Annotated in this window: 13 protein-coding genes; 4 read left to right on the forward strand and 9 right to left on the reverse strand. The window is 62.4% G+C overall.

What is annotated here, in order from left to right:
• Window positions 1-9: 9 nt before the first annotated feature.
• From ACOSV0_RS13375 to glnA, 4 genes are all read right to left on the reverse strand, one after another.
• A complete protein-coding gene (locus ACOSV0_RS13375) occupies window positions 10-2,340 on the reverse strand; it encodes a prolyl oligopeptidase family serine peptidase (RefSeq protein ID WP_434106632.1) in 2,331 nt (776 codons plus the stop codon).
• A 256-nt stretch (window positions 2,341-2,596) separates the two neighbouring features.
• Entirely contained in the window at window positions 2,597-4,114 is a 1,518-nt protein-coding gene (gene ntrC, locus ACOSV0_RS13380; protein ID WP_434106634.1) for a nitrogen regulation protein NR(I), read from the reverse strand.
• A gap of 112 nt (window positions 4,115-4,226) precedes the next feature.
• On the reverse strand, window positions 4,227-5,369 hold the full coding sequence (glnL, locus tag ACOSV0_RS13385) for a nitrogen regulation protein NR(II) (RefSeq protein ID WP_434106635.1): 1,143 nt from the start codon (window positions 5,367-5,369) through the stop codon (window positions 4,227-4,229).
• A 223-nt stretch (window positions 5,370-5,592) separates the two neighbouring features.
• Window positions 5,593-7,008, reverse strand: coding sequence for a type I glutamate--ammonia ligase (gene glnA, locus ACOSV0_RS13390; protein ID WP_063496656.1), 1,416 nt, complete (start codon window positions 7,006-7,008; stop codon window positions 5,593-5,595).
• Between the two features lie 439 nt (window positions 7,009-7,447).
• Here glnA and ACOSV0_RS13395 point away from each other — a divergent pair, with 439 nt between their 5' ends.
• Window positions 7,448-7,912 carry a rhodanese-like domain-containing protein gene (locus ACOSV0_RS13395; protein ID WP_434106636.1) on the forward strand — a complete coding sequence of 155 codons (465 nt, stop codon included), beginning with the start codon at window positions 7,448-7,450 and terminating at the stop codon, window positions 7,910-7,912.
• 437 nt (window positions 7,913-8,349) lie between these two features.
• Here ACOSV0_RS13395 and ACOSV0_RS13400 read toward each other — a convergent pair whose 3' ends face one another.
• The 4 genes from ACOSV0_RS13400 to ACOSV0_RS13415 form a co-directional block, all read right to left on the reverse strand.
• Window positions 8,350-9,180, reverse strand: coding sequence for a competence/damage-inducible protein A (locus tag ACOSV0_RS13400; RefSeq protein WP_434106637.1), 831 nt, complete (start codon window positions 9,178-9,180; stop codon window positions 8,350-8,352).
• A gap of 30 nt (window positions 9,181-9,210) precedes the next feature.
• Window positions 9,211-10,041, reverse strand: a complete 831-nt coding sequence (locus ACOSV0_RS13405) for an EI24 domain-containing protein (RefSeq protein ID WP_434106638.1) — start codon at window positions 10,039-10,041, stop codon at window positions 9,211-9,213.
• Window positions 10,042-10,224: 183 nt separating this feature from the next.
• Window positions 10,225-11,226: a sterol desaturase family protein gene (locus ACOSV0_RS13410; protein ID WP_434106639.1), complete on the reverse strand. Its 1,002-nt coding sequence runs from the start codon at window positions 11,224-11,226 to the stop codon at window positions 10,225-10,227.
• Between the two features lie 55 nt (window positions 11,227-11,281).
• Complete coding sequence (locus tag ACOSV0_RS13415) at window positions 11,282-12,301, reverse strand: beta-propeller fold lactonase family protein (RefSeq protein WP_434106640.1); 1,020 nt, start codon at window positions 12,299-12,301, stop codon at window positions 11,282-11,284.
• A gap of 610 nt (window positions 12,302-12,911) precedes the next feature.
• Between ACOSV0_RS13415 and ACOSV0_RS13420 the strand changes: the two genes are divergently transcribed.
• Window positions 12,912-15,383 (forward strand): YadA-like family protein, encoded by a 2,472-nt coding sequence (locus tag ACOSV0_RS13420; protein ID WP_434106641.1) that lies wholly within the window; start codon window positions 12,912-12,914, stop codon window positions 15,381-15,383.
• Between the two features lie 271 nt (window positions 15,384-15,654).
• On the opposite strand, the gene hrpA is transcribed toward ACOSV0_RS13420, so the two are convergent.
• Window positions 15,655-19,860, reverse strand: coding sequence for an ATP-dependent RNA helicase HrpA (gene hrpA / locus ACOSV0_RS13425; RefSeq protein ID WP_434106642.1), 4,206 nt, complete (start codon window positions 19,858-19,860; stop codon window positions 15,655-15,657).
• 23 nt (window positions 19,861-19,883) lie between these two features.
• On the opposite strand from hrpA, the gene argA reads away from it, so the two are divergent.
• Together argA and ACOSV0_RS13435 are read left to right on the forward strand one after the other, a co-directional pair.
• A complete protein-coding gene (gene argA / locus ACOSV0_RS13430) occupies window positions 19,884-21,272 on the forward strand; it encodes an amino-acid N-acetyltransferase (protein ID WP_434106643.1) in 1,389 nt (462 codons plus the stop codon).
• Window positions 21,273-21,327: 55 nt separating this feature from the next.
• Window positions 21,328-21,603, forward strand: a complete 276-nt coding sequence (locus tag ACOSV0_RS13435; protein ID WP_074282891.1) for an oxidative damage protection protein — start codon at window positions 21,328-21,330, stop codon at window positions 21,601-21,603.
• Window positions 21,604-21,877 lie beyond the last annotated feature (274 nt).

Raw genomic sequence — 21,877 nt, forward strand, 5'->3', positions numbered from 1 at the left:
CGCTGCGGCCTAAGCCACCCCGCTCAAGCAGCGCCACAAGAATTCGAACACCATCGCATCATGCTCGGCCTGCTCCAGTTCATCGGAGCCGCCGTGGCCCCCTTCCGTGTTCTCGCGATACCAGACCCGCTTTGCGCCCAGCGCCTGCATGCGCGCGGCCATCTTGCGTGCGTGTCCGGGATGCACGCGGTCGTCGGCAGTCGACGTGGTGAACAGCACGGGAGGATACGCCACGTCCGCACTCACGCGGTGATAAGGCGAGTAAGCGGCCAGCACACGCGCTTCGTCGGGCTCGTCCGGATCGCCATATTCATCGATCCATGAGGCGCCCGCGTGCAGCAGGTGATAGCGGCTCATGTCGAGCAGCGGCACCTCGCACACCACGGCGCCGAACAGCTCGGGCCGCTGCACCATGCACGCCGCCACGAGCAGGCCGCCATTGCTGCCGCCCTGAATGCCGAGTTGCGCGGCGCTGGTCACGCCTGTGCTGATGAGCGCCTCGGCCACCGCGATGAAATCGTCGAACGAGCGCTGCCGATGCTCGCCCTGCGCCGCCGTATGCCACTCTGTGCCGAACTCGCCGCCGCCGCGAATATGCGCCACCACGTACACGCCGCCTCGCTCCAGCCAGCCGATGCCCTGCCCGGTCAGATAACCCGGCAGCAACGGAATCGCGAAACCGCCGTAGCCGTTGAGAAGGCATGGGCGCGTTTGCTCGTGTGTTTGCTCGTGTGTTTGCTCGTGTGTTTGCTCGTGTGTTTGCTCGTGTGTTTGCTCTCGTGGCTGAGCGTGCGTCTGTTCGTGTGGCAGAGCGTGCGCCTCCTGCACAGACCGCTCCGTCTGCCCTTGCCCGCCGACGTGTTGCGCAGCCCGCGGCCCGATCACGGTATACGGCACGCGCGTGCCATCCGCGGACACTGCGTGCCCACGTGTCACGGCGAACGGCGTCGCGTCGAACTGGGTCGGCCAGCGGTCGAGCAACTCCCAATCGGTGAGGTCCTCCTGGGCAAGCTCGGTGAGCCAGTATGCAGGCGGTTGCAGATAATCGTCGGTATCGACGAACACTTCGTCGTTCAGCGTCGGCTCGACCGGTGAGACGTCGGCCTGCACGCCGTCATGCGACGGAAAGAGCTGCCGATGCCAGTGCCAGGTTTGATCGGCCGCTTGCGACGGGATCCACAGCACGGTCCTGCTCTGCACGTCCTCGAGGTACGACACGATCAGGTAATTGCGCGTATGCGTCCACTCGCAGACGGAGGTTTGCGATGTCGGCGTGAAAAGCGGCACCACGTCACGTTCGCCACGCAAGAATGCAGCTTCACGAATCGCCAGCAACGAACCGCCCGGATAGCACACACCATTGCAGTCCCAATCGAGACGCGGTTCTAGCAGAAGCCAACCCTGCCAGCCGCCCACTGCGACGTGCGAAGGCACGTCATATTGCTTCCAGACGCCGGCGCTACTGGCAACGCTGCCTGCATTAACTGCAGCAGCCTGATCGGGCTCACTGCCCGCATGGGTCACCCCCGCATGGGCACCGTCTATGCCGCCGTGGCCGCTATCGAGGTAGTACGTCTGCGAATCGAAGAAATCGACACTGCTCACCACGGCGTGCCGCTGCTCGATCGGGTCGTAGTGTGCCTCCACGCCGATATCGCCGAATGCCCCTTTGAAAACCACCGGCGCGTCGGCCAGCGCGCTGCCCCGCGTCCAGCGCCGCACTTCGCGCGGATAGCCGGAGCGCGTCAACGTCTTGCGGCCGTTGTCCCAGCCGACATAGAGCGTATCCCGATCGATCCACGTAGCCGTATGCTTGCCGGCCTTCGCAATCACGAAGCCATCGTCGACAAACCGTTGTGCGTCGATATCGAACTCGCGCACCACGAGCGCATCCGAGCCGCCCGGCGACAGCGTGATCAAGGCGCGATCGCCGTCCGGATAAAGGATGTCGAGTTCGGCGCAGACCCATGGCGTGCCTTCGGCTGCACCGAGCGCGTCGAAATCGAGCAGGTTCTGCCAGACCGGCGCGCCACTGCGCCAGGCCGCCCACGTCGTACGCCGCCAGATGCCTTTGGGATTGCGTTCGTCCTGCCACAGATCGTAGGCCCAGTCCTTCCAGCGATCGGGAATAACCGGACGTTCACGCGGCAGATAAGCGTCGGCAAGCCGCTGTTTGAGCGATTCGAATTCCGCGCTACGGCACCATGCGGCGCGCGTGCGGGCATTCTGCGCTTCGACCCACGCGAGCGCGTCAGGATCGTCGAGTGCTTCGAGCGACAGAAAGGGATCGGGGGAAAGCGGCCAGGAGAAAGTAGCGGGAGTGGCGGAAGAATCGGGCATCGTCAGCTGTCGAATGAAAACAGCGTTGATTATGCCTTGCGTGAGCCCGGCGGCCTTTGATGCCACGCGCGGGAACAGCTGAAGGGACAGCCGGAGAAGATACCCGTGGGGCGATACCTGCGGGGACTACCCAGGAGTCGGCCTAACGGGACAGCCTAAGTAATAACTGCTGGAGAACTGCCAGAGAGCTGCCGGGGAACTGCTGGAGAACTGCCGGGGCGGCTGACAAGCCGCCCCGGCTGACCGCGCAAATCCATCAGGGCTCGAGATTGAGCTCCTGAATCTTGCGCGTAATCGTGTTACGACCGATGCCAAGCCGCTCCGCTGCTTCCACCTTGCGTCCGCGCGTGAAATCCAGCGCCTCGCGGATCACCGCCGCTTCGAAACGGCGTGCGAGTTCGTCCATGACATCGGCCGCATTCTCACGCAACATCCGCGCGACTTCGGTGCGCAAGCCGCCTTCCCAGGCGCTGACGGCGGCCGCGACCGGCACGCCGGCGGTGGCAACCGGATGCGTGGCCGCACTGGAGCCGTTGATCGGCGCGCCGCCAGCGAGGCCGGCTTCACCCGTGCCGAGCGCACCGCCCATACCGCCGGAGAGATCCGTCACGCCCGCTTGCGCGGGACCGAGGTCAGGCGGCAAGTCCTTGATCTCGATGGTCTGCGCCGGCGCCATGACCGTCAGCCAGTTGGCGAGATTCTCCAGTTGACGCACGTTGCCCGGAAACGGCAACGATGCCAGATAAGCAAGCGCCTCTTCCGACACACGTTTCGGTTCCACGCCCAGATCGCGCGCGCTCTTTTGCAGGAAGTGGCGCGTGAGCAGCGGAATGTCTTCGCTGCGCTCGCGCAAGGCCGGCAAGCGCAAGCGGATCACATTGAGCCGGTGATACAAGTCCTCGCGGAACAGACCCTGACGCACGCGCGATTCGAGATTCTGGTGCGTCGCCGCGATCACGCGCACATTGGCGCGCAACGGATTGTGGCCGCCGACGCGATAGAACTGCCCGTCCGACAGCACACGCAACAGACGTGTCTGCAAATCGAACGGCATATCGCCGATTTCGTCGAGAAACAGCGTGCCGTTTTCCGCCTGTTCGAAGCGCCCCTGGCGCATGGCCTGCGCGCCGGTGAACGCGCCGCGCTCGTGACCGAACAGTTCGGATTCCAACAGATCCTTCGGAATCGCCGCCGTATTCAACGCGATGAAGGGACCGTTCGCGCGTGGGCTATGTCGGTGCAACGCACGCGCGACCAGTTCCTTCCCGGTGCCTGATTCGCCGGTAATGAGCACGGTGGCCGCGGAATGCGACAGCCGGCCGATCGCGCGAAACATGTCCTGCATCGCCGGCGCCTGGCCGAGCATTTCCGGTGCATCGGCGACACGGTCGTCCCACGTCTGTTCGCCGCGCATGCTTTCGTCGACCGCGCGACGGATCAGCTCGACCGCCTTGTCGACATCGAACGGTTTGGCGAGGTATTCGAACGCACCACCCTGAAATGCGGCGACCGCGCTATCCAGGTCCGAGAACGCCGTCATGATGATGACGGGCAAACCCGGCACCTTGTCACGAACCGTTTGCAGCAATTCGAGGCCGGAGCCGCCGGGCATCCTGATGTCGGACACCAGCACCTGAGGGCTGTCGTGATCGAGCGCCGCGGAAGCCTCGCGCACGTTCGCGAAGCTGCGGGTCGCGAAGTTTTCGCGGGCGAGCGCTTTTTCGAGCACCCAGCGAATCGATTGATCGTCGTCTACTATCCAGATCGGCTTCATATAGGTCGGTCAGAAGTCTTGAAGGAGCCCCCAAACCTGTCGCTTTGCGCCAGGCCCCCGAAGGGGTAAGAAAACTTGGGGCGGCCCCGTGTTTTTTCACTGGGCCTGTGTGTTAGCAGTCGAGCGGCAGCAGAATCTGAAACTCGGTGTGGCCAGGCCGGCTTTCCACTTCGATCAGTCCGTCGTGTTGTTGCACGAAAGTCTGCGCGAGCGTCAAACCGAGACCGCTACCGTCCTCACGCCCCGATACGAGCGGATAGAAAATGCGATCGCGGATTTCCTCGGGAATGCCAGGGCCGTTGTCAATGATATGCAAGTCCAGTGCCAGCTTACATAAACGTTTCGACACAGTGATCTTGCGCGCAATGCGAGTGCGCAACTCGATGCGCGCGTCGCCTTGCGAGATGCGTTCACGCAGCGCTTCGGCTGCATTGCGCACGATATTCAGGAGCGCCTGAATCAGTTGCTCCTTGTCGCCGCGCAGGTCCGGCACGCTCACGTCGTAATCGCGCTCGATCGTGAGACCGCGCGGAAACTCCGCAAGAATCACCTGGCGCACGCGCTCGCACACTTCGTGAATATTCACGTCGCCGACGATATGCGGATGACGGTGCGGTTCCAGCAAGCGATCGACCAGCGTTTGCAGCCGGTCCGACTCCTTGATGATGACCTGCGTGTACTCGCGCAACTCGTCCCGTTCGCGCTCGCCGAGTTCGAACTCGAGCAGTTGCGCCGCGCCGCGAATCCCGCCAAGCGGGTTCTTGATCTCGTGCGCGAGATTGCGGATCAGTTGTTTGTTGACGGCCGTGAGGTCATTGATGCGTTCCTCGCGGTCGGAGCGTAAATGCCGCTCGTTTTCGAACAGTTCGAGCAGCACATAGTCTTGCGCGCTCTCCAGAAAGCCGACGATCGCATGCACATGCAGCGGCTCGTGGCCGGGGCGTTCGAGTACGGCGTCCAGATGCGTCGCGTGAAACCGGTGAGCGGCGATCGCGGAAATCGTGGCGACCAGTTCGTCGGCATTCGAGAAGATGTCCTGCCACGCCATCTGCGTCAGTTGCTTTCGCGAAAGCTCCAGCATCGACTCCGCCGACGGGTTCGCAAACACAACGCGCAGTGTGCGCTTTTCAAGCACCAGCACGACCGTCGGGAGTGCCTCGAAGCCCGGCAGCAAACCGGAACCCACCAGCTGAGCGTCGTCCGACAGCGTCTGCTCGTGCCCTTTTCTTGCCTTCATCAGATTCTTCAGAACCATCTTGCAGTCTGGCCGATAGGAGATGGTGATCAATCAGGTGTACAGCTTATTGTCCTGCCTGGTGTTCTGCTTACTGTCCTACCTGCTGCTTTGCTTCATTGCCTCTACGCTTCAAGCGAATTCGGGTCTAACAAAAAAGGGACGGCGCCGCCGTCCCTTTGTGACCGATCGCGAGCGTCGGGCAAAGCGCTTCGCCGTTTGAAGGGCGAAGCGCCATTGCCGCTTACAGCGAGTAGTACATTTCGAATTCGATCGGGTGCACCGACTGACGATAGCGTTGCAGCTCGCCCGTCTTCAGTTCGATGTACGCGTCGAGCATCGAGTCCGTGAACACGCCACCGCGCGTCAGGAATTCGCGGTCAGCGTCGAGTGCGTCCAGCGCCTGGTCGAGGCCGGCACACACGGTCGGGATCTTTGCATCCTCTTCCGGCGGCAGGTCGTACAGGTTCTTGTCGGCCGCTTCGCCCGGGTGAATCTTGTTCTGCACGCCGTCCAGACCCGCCATCATCAGCGCGGAGAAGCACAGGTACGGATTCGCCATCGGATCCGGGAAGCGCGTTTCGATACGGCGGCCCTTCGGGTTCGACACGTGCGGAATGCGGATCGATGCCGAACGGTTGCGAGCCGAGTAAGCCAGCTTCACCGGTGCTTCGAAGTGCGGCACGAGGCGCTTGTACGAGTTCGTCGACGGGTTCGTGATCGCGTTCAGCGCGCGAGCATGCTTGATGATGCCGCCGATGTAGAACAGCGCGAATTCCGACAGACCTGCGTAACCGTTGCCTGCGAACAGGTTCGTGCCGTCTTTCCAGATCGACTGGTGAACGTGCATGCCCGAACCGTTATCGCCGACCACCGGCTTCGGCATGAACGTTGCCGTCTTGCCGTACGTGTGCGCGACGTTCTGGATGATGTACTTCATTTGCTGCAGCCAGTCGGCGCGTTGCACCAGCGTCGAGAACTTCGTGCCGATTTCGTTCTGGCCCTGGCCCGCGACTTCGTGGTGATGCACTTCGACCGGGATGCCGATCTGTTCGAGCAACAGGCACATTTCCGAACGGATGTCCTGGAACGTGTCGACCGGCGCGACCGGGAAGTAGCCGCCCTTCGTGCCCGGACGGTGGCCGGTGTTGCCGCCTTCGAAGTCCATTGCCGACGACCACGGTGCTTCTTCCGAACCGATCTTGACGAACGTGCCCGACTGGTCCGTGCCCCACTTGACCGAGTCGAAAATAAAGAATTCAGGTTCCGGACCGAAGAAGGCCGTGTCGCCGAGGCCCGTGCTCTTCAGGTACGCTTCAGCGCGCTTGGCGAGCGAACGCGGGTCGCGTTCATAGCCCTTGCCGTCAGCCGGTTCGACGACGTCGCAAGTCAGGACCAGGGTCGATTCTTCATAGAACGGGTCGATGAAGGCGGTGTTCGCGTCCGGGACCAGCAACATGTCCGATGCTTCGATGCCCTTCCAGCCGGCAATCGACGAACCGTCAAACGCATGGCCGCTTTCGAACTTGTCTTCATCGAATGCCGACACCGGCACCGAAACGTGTTGCTCTTTGCCGCGCGTGTCGGTGAAACGGAAGTCGACAAACTTGACGTCCTCGTCTTTGACGAGTTGAACGACGTCGGCCACGGATTTACTCATAACCTATCTCCTGATTAACGAATTCGGCGGATTCAGCCGCCGCCCAATCTAGCTGACCCGCTTCGGCGCGTCCACCCCTCTATCGTTGAGGACGAACATAAAAATTGGCTGAAGCAAATCGATCGGCACCAATAAAGCAGCTTCTGTGCCATGTATGCGCCAACCCGGCGCAAAACCTCACTGCGCGCGCATTTGCGGGGAATGGGCGCACCGAAGGACATGCAGCCCCGAAATCTTTACCCCATGCACCGCACCGAATTAGTGCATTCATAAGAGCGGCAACCACCGGCATCTCTATTTTGGTGCATTCACAGAAAAACGCACCATTATTGGGCGATCGACTCTCCGCTTCGCACAGACCAGACACCGCTGCTGAACGGCATGCGTCCTGTCCGCCGCGCGCTAGAATGATCATTTGGTCCGAAGGAGATTTGCGCTCATGAGCACGCTCGAACAGTTGTACGCCCAGGCGGACAAGCGCCGCACCGAGAACCAGTTGCCCTATGCGGGCGCGGTATCGCCCGCCGAAGCGTTCGAACTGCTGCAACTCGATCCGCGCACGCGTCTCGTCGACGTGCGCACCCGCGCCGAACTCGATTGGGTCGGCCGGCCGGTTATCGGCGACGGGCAATACGCACATGTGGAATGGACGCGCTACCCCGGCGCCGTGCCGAACCAGGAATTCCTTCAGCAACTCAGCCAGGTGGCCACGCCCGATACTCCCGTGCTGTTTTTGTGCCGCAGCGCCGCGCGTTCGAAGCTTGCCGCGATCGCCGCCACCCAGGCCGGCTTTGCCAAGGCGTATGACCTGCTGGAAGGCTTCGAGGGTGACAAGGACGGCCAGGGGCATCGGAAGACAGTGTCGGGCTGGTGCTTTCGCGGATTGCCGTGGATTGGCGCGTGATTGCTGGTCGGCGGCCTGATGGGTTGCCCGACGGGTTGCCTGATGGGTTGCCTGATGGGTTGTCCGAATAGCAGCCTTGATCGACTGCCCGTTCGCTGCTGCCCGCGTGAGCAGCGTCTGCGTCGACGCGCTTCTGGCCGGCACAGTGCAACGAATGGCGCTCGACGGCCGCGCACACACCGGCTCGTGCCGACACTTGACGGTGTCTTAGCAGGTGAGGCGGGACGATTAGATGCATCGTCGGCGCTGCATGTGACAGGCCGATGATGCGTCAAGTGTTGTTAATAAGTTAGGCACTGGCGCAAGCGCGTCCGAAAGAAGGATGGCATGCGCGGCGGCTAAACCGCGGCGTCACCTGGCTCAATGACAGATCAACCGCGGCTAAAGCACGACTCAGGCGCAACTCAGGCGCGACTAAGGTGTGGCTGAGGCGAGGCTCAAGCGCGCGATTTAGCCGCCGCCGCTTCCGGCTCGACAATATCGCCGCCCAGCAGATGCACACCTTCGCGCAGCTTCACAAACGCCGCTGCCACCGCTTCCGGTTCGCCCTTCACACCGAGATCGATGTGATGTCGCGCATATACACCGCCGCGCTCCGCATCGCCCACGCTCGGCAGGCTGAACACCCGCACGCCCGGAAAATCGTGTTCGATCTTTTCCATCAACGGCGTCAGACGCGACTCCGGCAACTCGAAGACCAGCAATGACTTTTCCGCATGCGGCATCGCGTGATGCAAATGGGCGTATTGCGTATCCAGCACCCACTCGATCATTGGCCACGCCATGACCGGAAAGCCCGGCACGAAGTAGTGCTGGTTGATCGAGAAACCCGGAATCTTGTTGTAGCCGTTGGGAATGATCGACGCGCCCTGCGGAAACGTGCCCATATTCAGGCGATGCCGGTTCTCGGGCGAATTCAGATCGAGCGGCGCAGCCGCGTTCGCCGGATACATGTCGCGGATACGCTCCTGAATCAGCTGCCCGGCCTCCGGATGCAACTCGAGCGGCACGCCCAGCGCGACCGCCGCGCACTGGCGGGTGTGGTCGTCCGGCGTGGCGCCGATGCCGCCCGTGGAAAACACGATGTCGCCCGATGCGAACGTGCGTCGCAGCGTTGCCGTGATGCGTTCCGGCTCGTCGCCGATATATTCCGCCCAGCCGAGCGACAGCCCGCGCGCGCCCAGCAATTCGATGACCTTCGGCAGATGCTTGTCGACGCGTCTGCCCGACAGGATTTCGTCGCCGATGATGATGACGCCAAATGCCATTGCCGCCTCTTTCGCTTAGTCAATAATTCATCAGTAAGGAACCGGCGCCGCGTGCCGCGGACCGTGATCTTCCGCGCGCATACGTTGCAGCGCGCGCAAACAGTAGTAGCCGAACCACAGCGCCGAAAACACGAGGATGAATGCGTAAATCCAGATCGTCACCGCGGTGATCACCGGGAACAGCACGATCAGCCATACCGACGACGCCCACAACAGCGTAGGCAGCGATCCCAGCAAGCCGCTCGCAATGCCGATCAGCAGCAACGGCAACCGGAAGCGCCGTACCAGCGCACGTCTTTCATCACGCGTGGCATGCAGTGCGAGCGCGTCGTAACTCATTATGCGATACGTCAGCCAGCCCCACAGGAGCGGCGGAATCAGCGCGAAGAACGGCGGCACCAACCACAGCGGCAACGTGACGATCAGCAGCACGAGACAGACCAGTGTGGTCCACAACGCCTGACCGAGGCTACCGTACCACGTTCCGCCGCGGCGCATTTCGAGCCCCGCAAATTGCCGCGCCGACAGAAAGCGGATCACGGCCGGCATCGACAGCGTGGCGATCAGCAGCAACACCGTGACGACGATCAGCGGAATCGCCATCGCAATCACGATGAACGGCGCGATCGCCGCGTGCAGCGCCGAAAAACCGAGCCAGTCGAACAGACGATAAAGCGTGACCGTGAACGACCAGCTTTCGAGCCACGTGCGGGTCGCGCCGATCAGCGTCTGCCAGGAAAACCACAGGATCACGCCCCACCCGACCGTCGCCGCCAGAAACGGCAGGAAGGTCAGCCAGAGCATGCGCGGGTGGAGCGCGCTTGCGAGCGCGCGTCCGAACGAGCGCAACAGATCATTCATGCGAGCCAGTGCCGGTGAACGAAACGATGGAAGAAGGAGAACAGCGCGACGAACAGGCGAAGGATCCGGCAAACAGACCGGCATGCGGATCGGAAAACCAACCAGGAACGTGCGCGCAAACGTGGACAGGATAAACCACGTGACGCGCCGCCGGGAAAACCGGCGGCGTAGAAGGAAGAATGCTCAAACTGGCGCGGCGTCGCTGCCTTCGGCACGGCGGCGCTTCGACGACAGGCGCCCGGCGATGCGTACGAAGGCAAGCCAGTGCTGCGCCCAGATGCCGTCGCCGTAGCGCCGGCCTTCGAGTTGATCGCGGATGCCGGTCGGCTCCATCTCCCGGCTCCAGGACACGCTGCGAAACAGCATGTCCCACCACGGAAACAGCACGCCGAAATTGCAGCCGTACTTCAGGCCTTCGTGGCCGTAGCCGATCGCATGGTGACGGCGATGGAAAGTCGGACTGACCAGCAGGCGCTCGCCGAGCCAGCCGAAGTACAGGCGAATGTTCGCGTGCTGCACGCTCTGCGCCAGGTTCGTGATTGCCACCAGCACGACGAATTGCGACGGCGGCACGCCGATCACCAGCGCAATCACCGCGAAGAACGACGCTTGCAGCAGATCGTCGAGCAGATGGTTACGGTCGTCGGACCACAGCGACATCTGCTGCTGGCTGTGATGCACCGCGTGCAATTCCCACCAGATGCCGATCCGATGCTCCCAGCGGTGGTACCAGTAACCGGCAAAATCGAGCACCAGCAGATACATCACGAACGTGACGAGCGGCTGCGTGGTGACGCCCGGCCACAGATTGTCGAACTCGATATTCGCGATGTTGTGCAGACGCAGCCAGGCCTGAACGGCGTCGAAGAATGGCTGCAGCGCAAAAAAGAAGAACAGATTGAGAATGCCGAGCTTGGCGATCCAGGTGTAGATCACGTCGACCCGCACGGCCTTGCGGTTTTCCCACCGCTCCACCGGGCGGAGCATCTCGAGCGGGCGCAGCACTGCGTACATTGCCAGCACCTCGAAGACACCCACGATCACCCAATACAGGCTGTCGTAAGTGTCTTCGTCGTAGTCCATCAGGTTGAAGCGGAACAGCAACGGCTGCACCACGTCAACGTACAGCAGCGTCTGCACGGCTGAGACGAAGCTGTCGAGAGAAGAAAAAATCAGATGGAACATGGTGCTGGCCTGTTACTTCATTCCTGACGGTTCGGTGAGTTCGCTGATTAACGCATCATGCGCCGTTCGGTGCCGTAACCGGTGCGCGATTGAAGAAATAGATACCGTGCGGCGAACGGCCGACGGCAATCGTCTGGATCAGCTTACGCGTGTTCAGGTCGATGATGCCGACGTGCTTCGCGAAACGGAAGGTCACCCACAGATAGCGTTTGTCGGCGGAAAGTTCCATGTCGTCCGGTCCCGGCATCAGACCGGTGATGTCGCCGACGTTGGTAAGCGTGTCTTCGTCGATGATGCTGATGGTGCTCGCGACGCGGTTCGACACCGCGACATGCTTGCCGTCAGCCAGCGAACGGAAGTTGTGCGCGCCCTTGCCGGTCGGGATCGTCTTGACGATTTTCTGGTTGCGCCAGTCCACCACCGCGACGTAATCCGCCCCGGTCATGCCGATCAGCAGATACTTTTCGCCCGGGGTCATCCACAGGCCGGCCGGCACCTTGCCGACCTTCATCTTCCACTTCACCGTTTGCGTGGCCAGATCGATAGCGGCCAGTTCGCCCGACACCTGCAGCGTGACGAAAACGGTCTTGCTGTCATTGGTGAACGCCATGTGGCTCGGCATCACCGCGAGCGGCAGACGCGAGGCCAGCGTCATCTGGTTCTTCTGGCCGTCGTAATGATAGATGTCGAGACGGTCCAGACGCAGCCCGGTGGTGACGAGCCACTTACGATCCGGCGAAAAGCCGATCTGATACGGGTCCTCGATGTTCTCGACCCAGCGTTGCACCTGGCCCGACTTCGGATCGACGAACATCAGGTTGTTCGATACTGAATTGGCGACGATCAGCGACGAATTGTCCGGCGTGGCCATCAGGTGATGCGGTTCCTTGCCTGTCGGCACCGTGCCGACGACCTGACGGGTGGTCTCGTCGATCAGGCTCAGCGTGGCTTCGCCGGAATTGAGCACGATCACGTTGTTGGCGTGGGCCGCCGGAGAAAAAAAGCCTGTGGCAGCGACCAGCGCCGCGCCTGCGGCGAACGTGGCAGTCAAGCCGGGAAGAAAAAATTTACGCATGAAAACTCACTTCGGAGAACAACTGACATTGTAGAACGTTTGCTGTGATCAGCGGTTGACGTGGATGCGGGTATGGTGCGCGAAAAGACAGGGGGACGCAGCGCATCCCGAGGCGAATCTGTCAGTGAATTCCGGGGCACCGACAACCCAACGCCGATTTTGCGTAGGGAAACCAGCATTGATCCGCATCGACCCATTTTAACCCGCAAAATAGCCGCCCATTAAATTCTTATTCAATTCCACTTCTCATAAGACAAAACAAGATTATTCTTTACTGGAGAATTTAAAATAATAAATTATCCAAAACGAATCACAATCAGCCATTTACCAGCAACAATTTAAGAATTGGCTTATATCGCCCTCGCCGCGCCAGAACTGACAATCTCGCCGTTCATCGCCCATGCACTTAATCCCGTGGATTTGAAAGCACGATGCAGGCGATTCGGACGCGCAAGAAATTCATCAGAACACAAAAAAACGGACGAAATAAATAACCACGGCCGACGTATTCTGTTTATGCGCAACACATCAAGGGCGATGACACCTTTTCCGAATCAGATTGCTTCCGTGTGCCGTCCACGCTCGTAATTCCGGCGGAGTTTTCTTAAAAATGAATAAAATCTACAAATCAGTTTGGTGTGAGACGACGGGCTCATGGGTCGCCGCGTCGGAGACGGCTCGCTCGAAAACGAAACGCGGGGCATCGCGGAAACTGGTAATGGCGCAGGCTGTGCTGGCTGGGGCAACGTTGCTGGCCGGTGTACCGCTGGCGCAGGCGGCCACGGTTTACTTCGCTGCCGGCACGGTCGTTCCAGGCGCGGATCCCGATGCGACAGCCTCGGGGCCGGGCTCAGTGGCGGCGGGCGTCGGATCGAGCGCAGCGGGTTCGGGGTCCATCGCGATCGGTAACTGGGCAACGGCGACGAACACCGCCGCAGTCGCGCTCGGGTTCAAGGCGGAAAGCATCGGTGAAGGTTCATTCGCCGCCGGGATGACGGCTCAGGCCCTGGCTGATTTCAGCACCGGCATAGGCAACTTCGCCATCGCGAAGGGCGTGGGCGCGACGGCCCTCGGCGCATTCGCGCAGGCCAATGGTCAGAACTCCGTGGCGTTCGGTTTCAGCTCGGCGGCACAAAGCGCGGATTCGGTCGCCATCGGCTCCTATTCCCGCGCGAACGGCGCGCAAGCGAACGCGTTCGGCACCAACGCCTATGCGCTTGACGTTGGCAGCACGGCGCTCGGCGCCAACGCGCTCGCGAATAAGAGCGGCGCGGTCGCCATTGGTCTCGACGCTAACGCCTCCGCCGACGGCAGTGTGGCATTAGGCCAGGGCTCCGTTGCCGATCGTGCGAACACCGTCTCTGTCGGCGCAAGCGGCGCAGAACGCCAGGTCACCAACGTTGCCGCCGGCACCGAAGCGACAGACGCCGTCAACCTGAGTCAATTGAACGCGGCTGCCGCCAACGCCTCGCGCTATTTCAAGGCAGGTGGCGCCAATGACGGCTCGGACGACGCCACTGCAAGCGGCGACCACGCTGTCGCGATCGGCGCTTATGCCAACGCTTCCGGCAACACTTCGTTTGCAGCCGGCACCTCCTCGTCGGCACAGGGCGATAACAGCACAGCCATCGGCACACTTGCCACCGCAGCAGGCGACGGCTCGACGGCGCTCGGCCATAACGCAAATGCCATCGCGGCCAACTCGGTCGCCGTGGGTCAAGGCTCGGTTGCCGATCGTGCGAACACTGTCTCTGTCGGGGCAAGCGGCGCAGAACGCCAGATCACCAATGTCGCAGCCGGCACTGAAGCTACAGACGCCGTCAACCTGAGCCAATTGAACGCGGCGGCCGCCAACGCCTCGCGCTATTTCAAGGCCGGCGGAGCCAATGACGGCTCGGACGACGCCATTGCAAACGGCGACCACTCGGTCGCAATCGGCGCCTACGCCAACGCTTCCGGTAACGCGTCATTTGCAGCCGGCACCTCCTCGTGGGCGCAGGGCGACAACAGCACAGCCGTCGGCACGCTCGCCACCGCAGCAGGCGATGGCTCCACGGCCCTCGGCCACAACGCAAATGCCATCGCGGCCAACTCGGTCGCCTTGGGCCAAAGCTCGGTTGCCGATCGTGCGAACACCGTCTCTGTCGGCGCAAGCGGCGCAGAACGCCAGATCACCAATGTCGCAGCCGGCACCGCCGACACCGACGCCGTCAACGTTGCCCAGTTGAAGGAAGTGACATCGCAGACCGACGCCAAGCTAGACGGCGCCGTGATGTACGACAAAAACGCCGACGGCAGCGTCAACAAGAGCAGCGTCACGCTCGGCGATGCAACGAACGGCGGCACGATCATCCACAACGTCGCCGACGGCGTGGATCCCACCGATGCCGTCAACTTCGGCCAACTGAACGCGGCGATCGGCAGCGCTGTGCAGAACATCACCGTGAACCCGAACGTACCGTTCTTCAGCGCCGACGGCGACACCAACACGGAAGCTGCGCAGGCCTCGGGCACACATTCGGTCGCCGTGGGCGCCAACGCCAATGCCACCGGCACGAACGCAATCGCCATGGGCGCGAACGCGGTGGCAAGCGGCAACAACGCCACCGCGCTAGGTGCCGCAGCAAACGCCAGCGCCGACAACTCGGTGGCGTTGGGTCAAGGCTCGATCGCGGATCGCGCGAACACGGTGTCGGTCGGCGCGGCGGGACAGGAGCGTCAGATCACCAATGTCGCTGCCGGCGTGCAAGGCACGGATGCGGTCAACGTCAATCAGTTGCAGCAATCCATGAGCGGCGCAGTCGGCCAGGCTAACAGCTACACCGACGACCAGATCCGCTCGGCCCGCCGCGATTCGTACGGCGGCACGGCATCGGCGCTGGCGGCAGCAGGTTTGCCGCAAGCGGTCTTGCCGGGTCACGGCATGGTGGCGATTGCGGGTGGCACCTATGCCGGCCAGTCGGCAATGGCTATCGGCGTGTCGCAGCTGTCGGAAACGGGCAAGTGGGTCTACAAGGTGCAGGGGACAACCGACTCGCGTGGTCAGTTCGGCGCGTCGGTCGGCGCGGGTATGCACTGGTAAAGCTTCGGCAGGAAGCGTGACTGGCTCCATCAGGGCCAGTCACGCCGAGGCCGATGGTGTTGCTGTATCAACGGCGAGCAGGCGCGGGCCCGCAAGAACCCGTGCCCTTTGCGCGCGACATCATTCTCAAAAGGAGTGGCGTCGCGCGCTTTTTTGCTCGACACCACGCGTAGAACCGCATCGGCTAACGCCGGACGAACGAAGCGGACACTTGCGACGCCCCACTCCGTGCGCGCGCTCAGTGCCGCATCCCCCCCTTCTCATCCACCACTCAACGCTGCATCGATTCCCACACTTTGTAGAGACGCTTCACCGACACCGGCATCGGCGTACGCAGCTCCTGCGCGAACAGCGAAATCCGCAATTCTTCGAGCAGCCAGCGGAATTCCGACAGGCGCGGATCCAGCACACCGCCGCGTTGCGCCAGCGCGCGCTGGTAGTTCTGCAACAGCGGATGGAACTCGGCGAACTGCCGTGCGTCGCGCGCGGAGTCTGCCTTCAGCTTGTCGATGCGCAGCGCAATGCCCTTCAGATAGCGCGGAAAGTGCGCCAACTGCGGGTACGGTGTGTCGACCACAAAGCGCTTGCCAATCAGTCCGTCGAGCTGGTTCTGCATATCCGCATGCGCCGCGGTGAACGACTTCGCCTGCACCAGCTTCTTCGTCACGGTCGCGTATTCGGTCAGTATCTGCCCCACCAACCGGGCGATTTCCTGGGCCAATAACGTCAGACGGCTGCGGCCTTCGTCGCGGCGCGTGTGGAAGCTGACGTCATCGGCCGGCAGCGGGTCTTGCAGACAGGCGCGGTCGAGCGCAGTGTCGATCAGTTGATCGCGTAGTTCTTCCTGAGTGCCGCGCGGCATGAACTGCATCGCCATTTCGCGCAGACCCGGCAGGTTCTTCTCCAGATACTTGATCGGCTCTTTCAATTGCAACGCGAACAGGCGCCGCAGCCCTGCGCGATGGATGCGCGCGGCTTCGTCCGGGGAATCGAACACTTCGACGTCGCAATGTGTACCGCGATCCACCAGCGCCGGATACCCGAACAAAGTCTGCCCGCCACGGCGAATTTCAAGCAACTCGGGGAGCTTGCCGAAATTCCACGTCGTCAGCTTTTCGTACAGCGCGGTACCCGCTGCGCCGTCTTGCGACGCAGTTTGCGGACCTGACGCCGCCGTGCCCTTGCCTCGCGAAGCCCCACCACTTGCCGCACCGGCTGCTCCGCTCGCTTGCGCGCCGGCGGGCACGCTACCACCGCCGCCCGCATCCGCCAGCGCCACCCCAGCAGCACCCGACGCAATCTTCTGGAAGTGCTGCTGCGCCTGACCACCCAGTTCAGCACGCAGTTGCGACATATTCCGGCCCATCGCGAGTTGCCGCCCGTGCTCGTCGATGACCTTGAAATTCATGAACAGATGCGGCGTCAGCGTTTCGAGCTTGAAGTCCGATTGCTTCATCGCGACCTGGGTCTGTTCACGAATGTCCGCAATCAGCGACTCGAGCAAACCGCCCGCGCCGAAACGCGGGCCACCATGCCGTTCGACAAAACCCGCGGCGAATTCAGGCAACGGCACGCAATGACGCCGCAGCTTCTGCGGCAGCGATTTCAGCAACAGTTGCGTCTTCTCTTTCAGCATGCCGGGCACGAGCCATTCGCAACGCCGCGCATCGACCTGATTCAGCGCGTACAACGGCACCGCGAGTGTCACGCCGTCGCGCGGCGAACCGGGTTCGAAGTGATACGTGAGCGCCATCTCGACGCCCGCCATTGTCATCCGTTTCGGGAACAGATCGGTCGTGACACCGGCGGCTTCGTGCCGCATCAGATCGTCGCGTGAGAGATACAGCAGACGCAGCTTGTCTTCCGGCTGACCGCTCTTTTTCACCTCGTCGCGATACCAGCGCTCGAACGACGCACCCGTATAGATGCCCTTCGGCAACGCCTGATCGTAGAAGCCGAAAATCAGCTCGTCGTCGACCAGCACGTCCTGACGGCGCGATTTATGTTCCAGTTGCTCGATATCGGCAAGCAGCTTGCGGTTATGCGCAAAGAACGCGAGCTTCGTATCGAACTCGCCTTCCACTAACGCCCCGCGAATGAACAGCTCGCGCGCACGCGCCGGGTCCTGTTTGCCGAAACTCACGCGCCGCCGGTGATAGATCGGCAGGCCGTAAAGCATCGCGCGCTCGAACGCCGACACCTGCGCCGCGCGCTTTTCCCAATGCGGCTCGGACAACGACTTCTTCAGCAGATGCTCGCCGATCTTCTCGATCCATTCCGGCTCGATCTTCGCGATGCAGCGTGCGTACAGCCGGCTCGTCTCGACGAGTTCGGCGGCCATCACCCATTTCCCCGCCTTCTTCACCAGCGCCGAGCCCGGCCAGAGGTAGAACTTGATGCTGCGCGCGCCGAGGAAATACGGTTCGTCATCGGCTTTCAGGCCGATATTACCGAGCAGGCCAGTCAGCAACGCGAGGTGAATCTGCTCGAAAGTCGCTTCAGCTTCGTTCAGCCGCCAGCCGTGCTCGCGCACCACGGTCAGCAGTTGCGAGTGCACGTCGCGCCATTCGCGCAGACGCAGTTGCGACAGGAAGTTCTTGCGGCACTCGTCCTGCAACTGCCGGTTCGACTTCTTGTGCGCGATCGCTTCTTCGAACCAGTTCCAGATTTTCAGCCATTGGAGAAACTCGGAACGCTCGTCGGCGAACCGGCGATGCGCCTGGTCGGCTTGCTCCTGCGCTTCGATCGGCCGGTCACGCGGGTCCTGCACCGACAAGGCGCTGGCGATGATCAGCACTTCCTTCAACGCCTGCTGATCGCGCGCGGCGAGAATCATCCGGCCGACGCGCGGATCGAGCGGCAAGCGCGCGAGTTCGCGGCCAAGCGGCGTGAGCTGGTTGTCGTCGTCGACGGCGCCCAGTTCGTTCAGTAGCTGGTAACCGTCAGCGATCGCGCGGCCCGGCGGCGGCTCGATGAACGGGAAGGTTTCGATCGCCGTCAGATGCAGCGACTTCATGCGCAAAATCACCGACGCCAGCGACGAACGCAAAATCTCTGGGTCGGTGAAGCGCACGCGGCCCTGATAGTCGCTTTCTTCGTACAGACGAATACAGATGCCATCCGCGACCCGCCCGCAACGCCCTGCCCGCTGATTCGCGGCGGCCTGCGAAATCGACTCGACCTGCAACTGCTCGACCTTGTTGCGATACGAGTAGCGCTTCACGCGCGCGAGTCCCGTATCGACCACGTAGCGAATACCCGGCACCGTCAGCGAAGTTTCGGCGACGTTGGTGGCCAACACGATGCGGCGCGCGTTCGAGGTGCGGAACACGCGCTCCTGTTCGGCTGCGGACAAGCGCGCGAATAGCGGCAAGATTTCCGTGTGCGGCGGATGATGCTTGCGCAGCGCCTCGGCGGCATCGCGGATTTCGCGCTCGCCGGGCAGGAAGACCAGCACGTCGCCGGGGCCTTCGCGGCACAGTTCGTCGACCGCATCGACGATCGCTTCCATCAGATCGCGATCCGTCTCGCGCTGGGTCTTCGGCCTGTCACGCGATTCACGCGAAGACGAGGCGGAAGAACCTTCGGCCGCCTTCACGGCAGGACTATCTTCCGCAACCGGCCGATAGCGCACTTCGACCGGATAGAGACGCCCGCTCACTTCGATCACCGGCGCGGGCTTTTCTTCACTGCCGAAATGGCGTGCGAAACGGTCCGCGTCGATCGTCGCCGAGGTCACGATCAGCTTCAGATCGGGCCGCTTGACGAGAATTTCCTTCAGATAGCCGAGCAGAAAATCGATGTTCAGGCTGCGCTCGTGCGCTTCGTCGATGATCAGCGTGTCGTAGGCTTTCAGCAGCGGATCGGTCTGCGTTTCGGCGAGCAGGATACCGTCGGTCATCAACTTGACCGACGCGCCCGGCGACAGATTGTCGGTAAAACGCACCTTGTAGCCGACCACTTCGCCGAACGGCGTGCCGAGTTCTTCGGCGATCCGGCGGCCCGTCGCCGACGCGGCGATCCGGCGCGGTTGCGTATGGCCGATCAGGCCGGAGCCGCCCGCACCGAGACCGCGCCCGAGTTCGAGACAGATTTTCGGCAACTGGGTCGTCTTGCCGGAGCCGGTCTCGCCGCAGACGATCACGACCTGATTCTGCGCAATGGCGCGCGCGATCTCCTCGCGACGGCCGGAAACCGGCAACGCTTCCGGGAACGTGATCGGCGGAATCGGATTCGGCTCGACGACGCGTTGAACGCGCGGCGGACGTGGTTCGCGGCGCGGCTCGTGCGGCTGGTTTTTTTTCTGCGCAGACGGGTCCGCGCCTTCCGCGGCGCGCCTCGGCACGCGCGCCTTTTCCGGCGTGTTGCGGTTGGCGTCCGGCGCTTTGCGGCGCTCCGCGTCGCCGGGCTTCACCTGATCGGCGTCCGGCGCCGATTTCTCGTTCGCCTCAGCGGGATTTCTGGGTACATTCGACATGGGGGCGCATTATAATCCCCGGCATGAATTCCCAAACCGACCTCGTCCCCGCGCCCGCGAGCGCTCCGGCCCCCGCCGGAGCAACGGAAGACCTCGCCCAGCACGCGCAATTCGTCGACTGGATGCGCTCAGTCGCCCCTTATATCCATGCGTTCCGTAACAAGACGTTCGTCGTCGGTTTCGGCGGCGAAGTGGTGCATCAGGGGCTCCTGAATGCGCTCGTGTCCGATATCGCGCTGCTGCAGGCCATGGGCATCCAGATCGTGCTGGTGCACGGCTCCCGGCCGCAGGTCGAAGAGCAGATGAGCCTGCACGGCGTGGAATCCGAGTTTTCGCACGGCATGCGCATTACAGACGCACGCGCGTTGGAGTCGGCGAAAGAAGCGGCCGGCGAAGTGCGTCTGGATATCGAGGCGGCGATCAGCCAGGGCTTGCCGAACACGCCGATGGCGCACGCGCACATCAGCGTGGTGTCGGGCAACTTCGTGACAGCGCGCCCGGTCGGCATTCTCGACGGCGTCGATTTCGCCCACACCGGCGTGGTGCGCAAGATCGACGCGGATTCGATCCGTCATTCGCTCGCGAGCCGCAAGCTCGTGCTGCTCTCGCCACTCGGTTTTTCGCCCACCGGCGAGGCCTTCAATCTGTCGATGGAAGACGTCGCCTCGGCGGCGGCCATCGCGCTGCGCGCCGACAAGATCGTGTTCCTGACCGAAACGCCGGGCCTGATGGAAACTGGCGAAGAAGGCCCTGAGCTGATCCGCGAACTGTCGCTCGACGATGCCTACAAGCTGCATGAAAGCGGCGAAGTCACCGGCGACGCGGGCTTCTATCTGAAACATTCGATCCGCGCCTGCCGCGGCGGCGTGGCGCGGGCGCACATCATCCCCTACGCGCTCGACGGCAGCCTGCTGCTCGAACTGTTCCTGCACGACGGCGTGGGCACGATGATCTCGTACGAGAACCTCGAAAGCCTGCGCGAAGCCACGCCGGACGACGTCGGCGGTATTCTCTCGCTGATCGAGCCGCTCGAATCCGACGGCACGCTGGTGCGGCGCGGCCGCCACCAGATCGAACGCGACATCGACCATTTCTCGGTGATCGAGCACGATGGCGTGCTGTTCGGCTGCGCGGCGCTGTATCCGTACCCGCAGGAGCGCATCGGCGAAATGGCGTGCCTCACGGTCGCGCCCGAAGCGCAAGGCACCGGCGACGGCGAGCGCCTGCTCAAACGCATCGAGCAACGCGCGCGGGCACGCGGCCTCACGCGGATTTTCGTGCTCACCACACGCACCGAACACTGGTTCCTGAAGCGCGGCTTCGTCAAGGTCACGGTCGACGACCTGCCGGAAGACCGCCGCCGACTCTATAACTGGCAGCGCAAGTCGCTCGTGCTGATGAAACAGCTCTGAGCGTCCCCATATAAAGCGACTGCCCGCACCCACACCGATATAGGAGAAGCACAGCATGACTCGTATGGTTCAATGCGCGAAGCTCGGCAAGGAAGCCGAAGGCCTCGATTTCCCGCCGCTGCCGGGCGAACTCGGCAAGCGGATCTACGAAGGCATTTCGAAGGAAGCCTGGCAGGCCTGGTTGAAGCAGCAGACCATGCTGATCAACGAAAACCGCCTGAACATGGCCGATCCGCGCGCACGCCAGTATCTGATGAAGCAGACCGAAAAGTTCTTCTTCGGCGAAGGCGCGGATACGGCGCAGGGCTATGTGCCGCCGGCAGCCGAATAAGCGCTTTCTTGCGCTGCAAGCCAGGATTGGCAACCCGCCTGACAAAAAATCCGCGCCGCGAGCGCGGATTTTTTTCGCCTGTCTGACCGCGCCTTTCGCCGCCTGATACAGCAGATTTTCGTCGCCCCGTTCGCCGCTCGATACGCCACATTTTTGCCGAGCTTCGAGTCGCCAGATCGCCGGCTTCCAGTTGCGCCTTTCGCCGCTTTCGAGCCTCGGCAGAATTCACTAACCGGACCATTTCCGGCCACTTTTAAGCCTCTTTTCCATACCG

The sequence above is a fragment of the Paraburkholderia caffeinilytica genome (genome assembly GCF_051027425.1).
In the GTDB taxonomy this organism is placed as follows: Bacteria; Pseudomonadota; Gammaproteobacteria; order Burkholderiales; family Burkholderiaceae; genus Paraburkholderia; species Paraburkholderia caffeinilytica_A.

Bases quoted from the DNA above. Each gene is read 5' to 3' on its own strand.
- ACOSV0_RS13375 (WP_434106632.1), bottom strand. From the start codon at position 2,340: ATGCCCGATTCTTCCGCCACTCCCGCTACTTTCTCCTGGCCGCTTTCC.
- ntrC (WP_434106634.1), bottom strand. From the start codon at position 4,114: ATGAAGCCGATCTGGATAGTAGACGACGATCAATCGATTCGCTGGGTG.
- glnL (WP_434106635.1), bottom strand. From the start codon at position 5,369: ATGGTTCTGAAGAATCTGATGAAGGCAAGAAAAGGGCACGAGCAGACG.
- glnA (WP_063496656.1), bottom strand. From the start codon at position 7,008: ATGAGTAAATCCGTGGCCGACGTCGTTCAACTCGTCAAAGACGAGGAC.
- ACOSV0_RS13395 (WP_434106636.1), top strand. From the start codon at position 7,448: ATGAGCACGCTCGAACAGTTGTACGCCCAGGCGGACAAGCGCCGCACC.
- ACOSV0_RS13400 (WP_434106637.1), bottom strand. From the start codon at position 9,180: ATGGCATTTGGCGTCATCATCATCGGCGACGAAATCCTGTCGGGCAGA.
- ACOSV0_RS13405 (WP_434106638.1), bottom strand. From the start codon at position 10,041: ATGAATGATCTGTTGCGCTCGTTCGGACGCGCGCTCGCAAGCGCGCTC.
- ACOSV0_RS13410 (WP_434106639.1), bottom strand. From the start codon at position 11,226: ATGTTCCATCTGATTTTTTCTTCTCTCGACAGCTTCGTCTCAGCCGTG.
- ACOSV0_RS13415 (WP_434106640.1), bottom strand. From the start codon at position 12,301: ATGCGTAAATTTTTTCTTCCCGGCTTGACTGCCACGTTCGCCGCAGGC.
- ACOSV0_RS13420 (WP_434106641.1), top strand. From the start codon at position 12,912: ATGAATAAAATCTACAAATCAGTTTGGTGTGAGACGACGGGCTCATGG.
- hrpA (WP_434106642.1), bottom strand. From the start codon at position 19,860: ATGTCGAATGTACCCAGAAATCCCGCTGAGGCGAACGAGAAATCGGCG.
- argA (WP_434106643.1), top strand. From the start codon at position 19,884: ATGAATTCCCAAACCGACCTCGTCCCCGCGCCCGCGAGCGCTCCGGCC.
- ACOSV0_RS13435 (WP_074282891.1), top strand. From the start codon at position 21,328: ATGACTCGTATGGTTCAATGCGCGAAGCTCGGCAAGGAAGCCGAAGGC.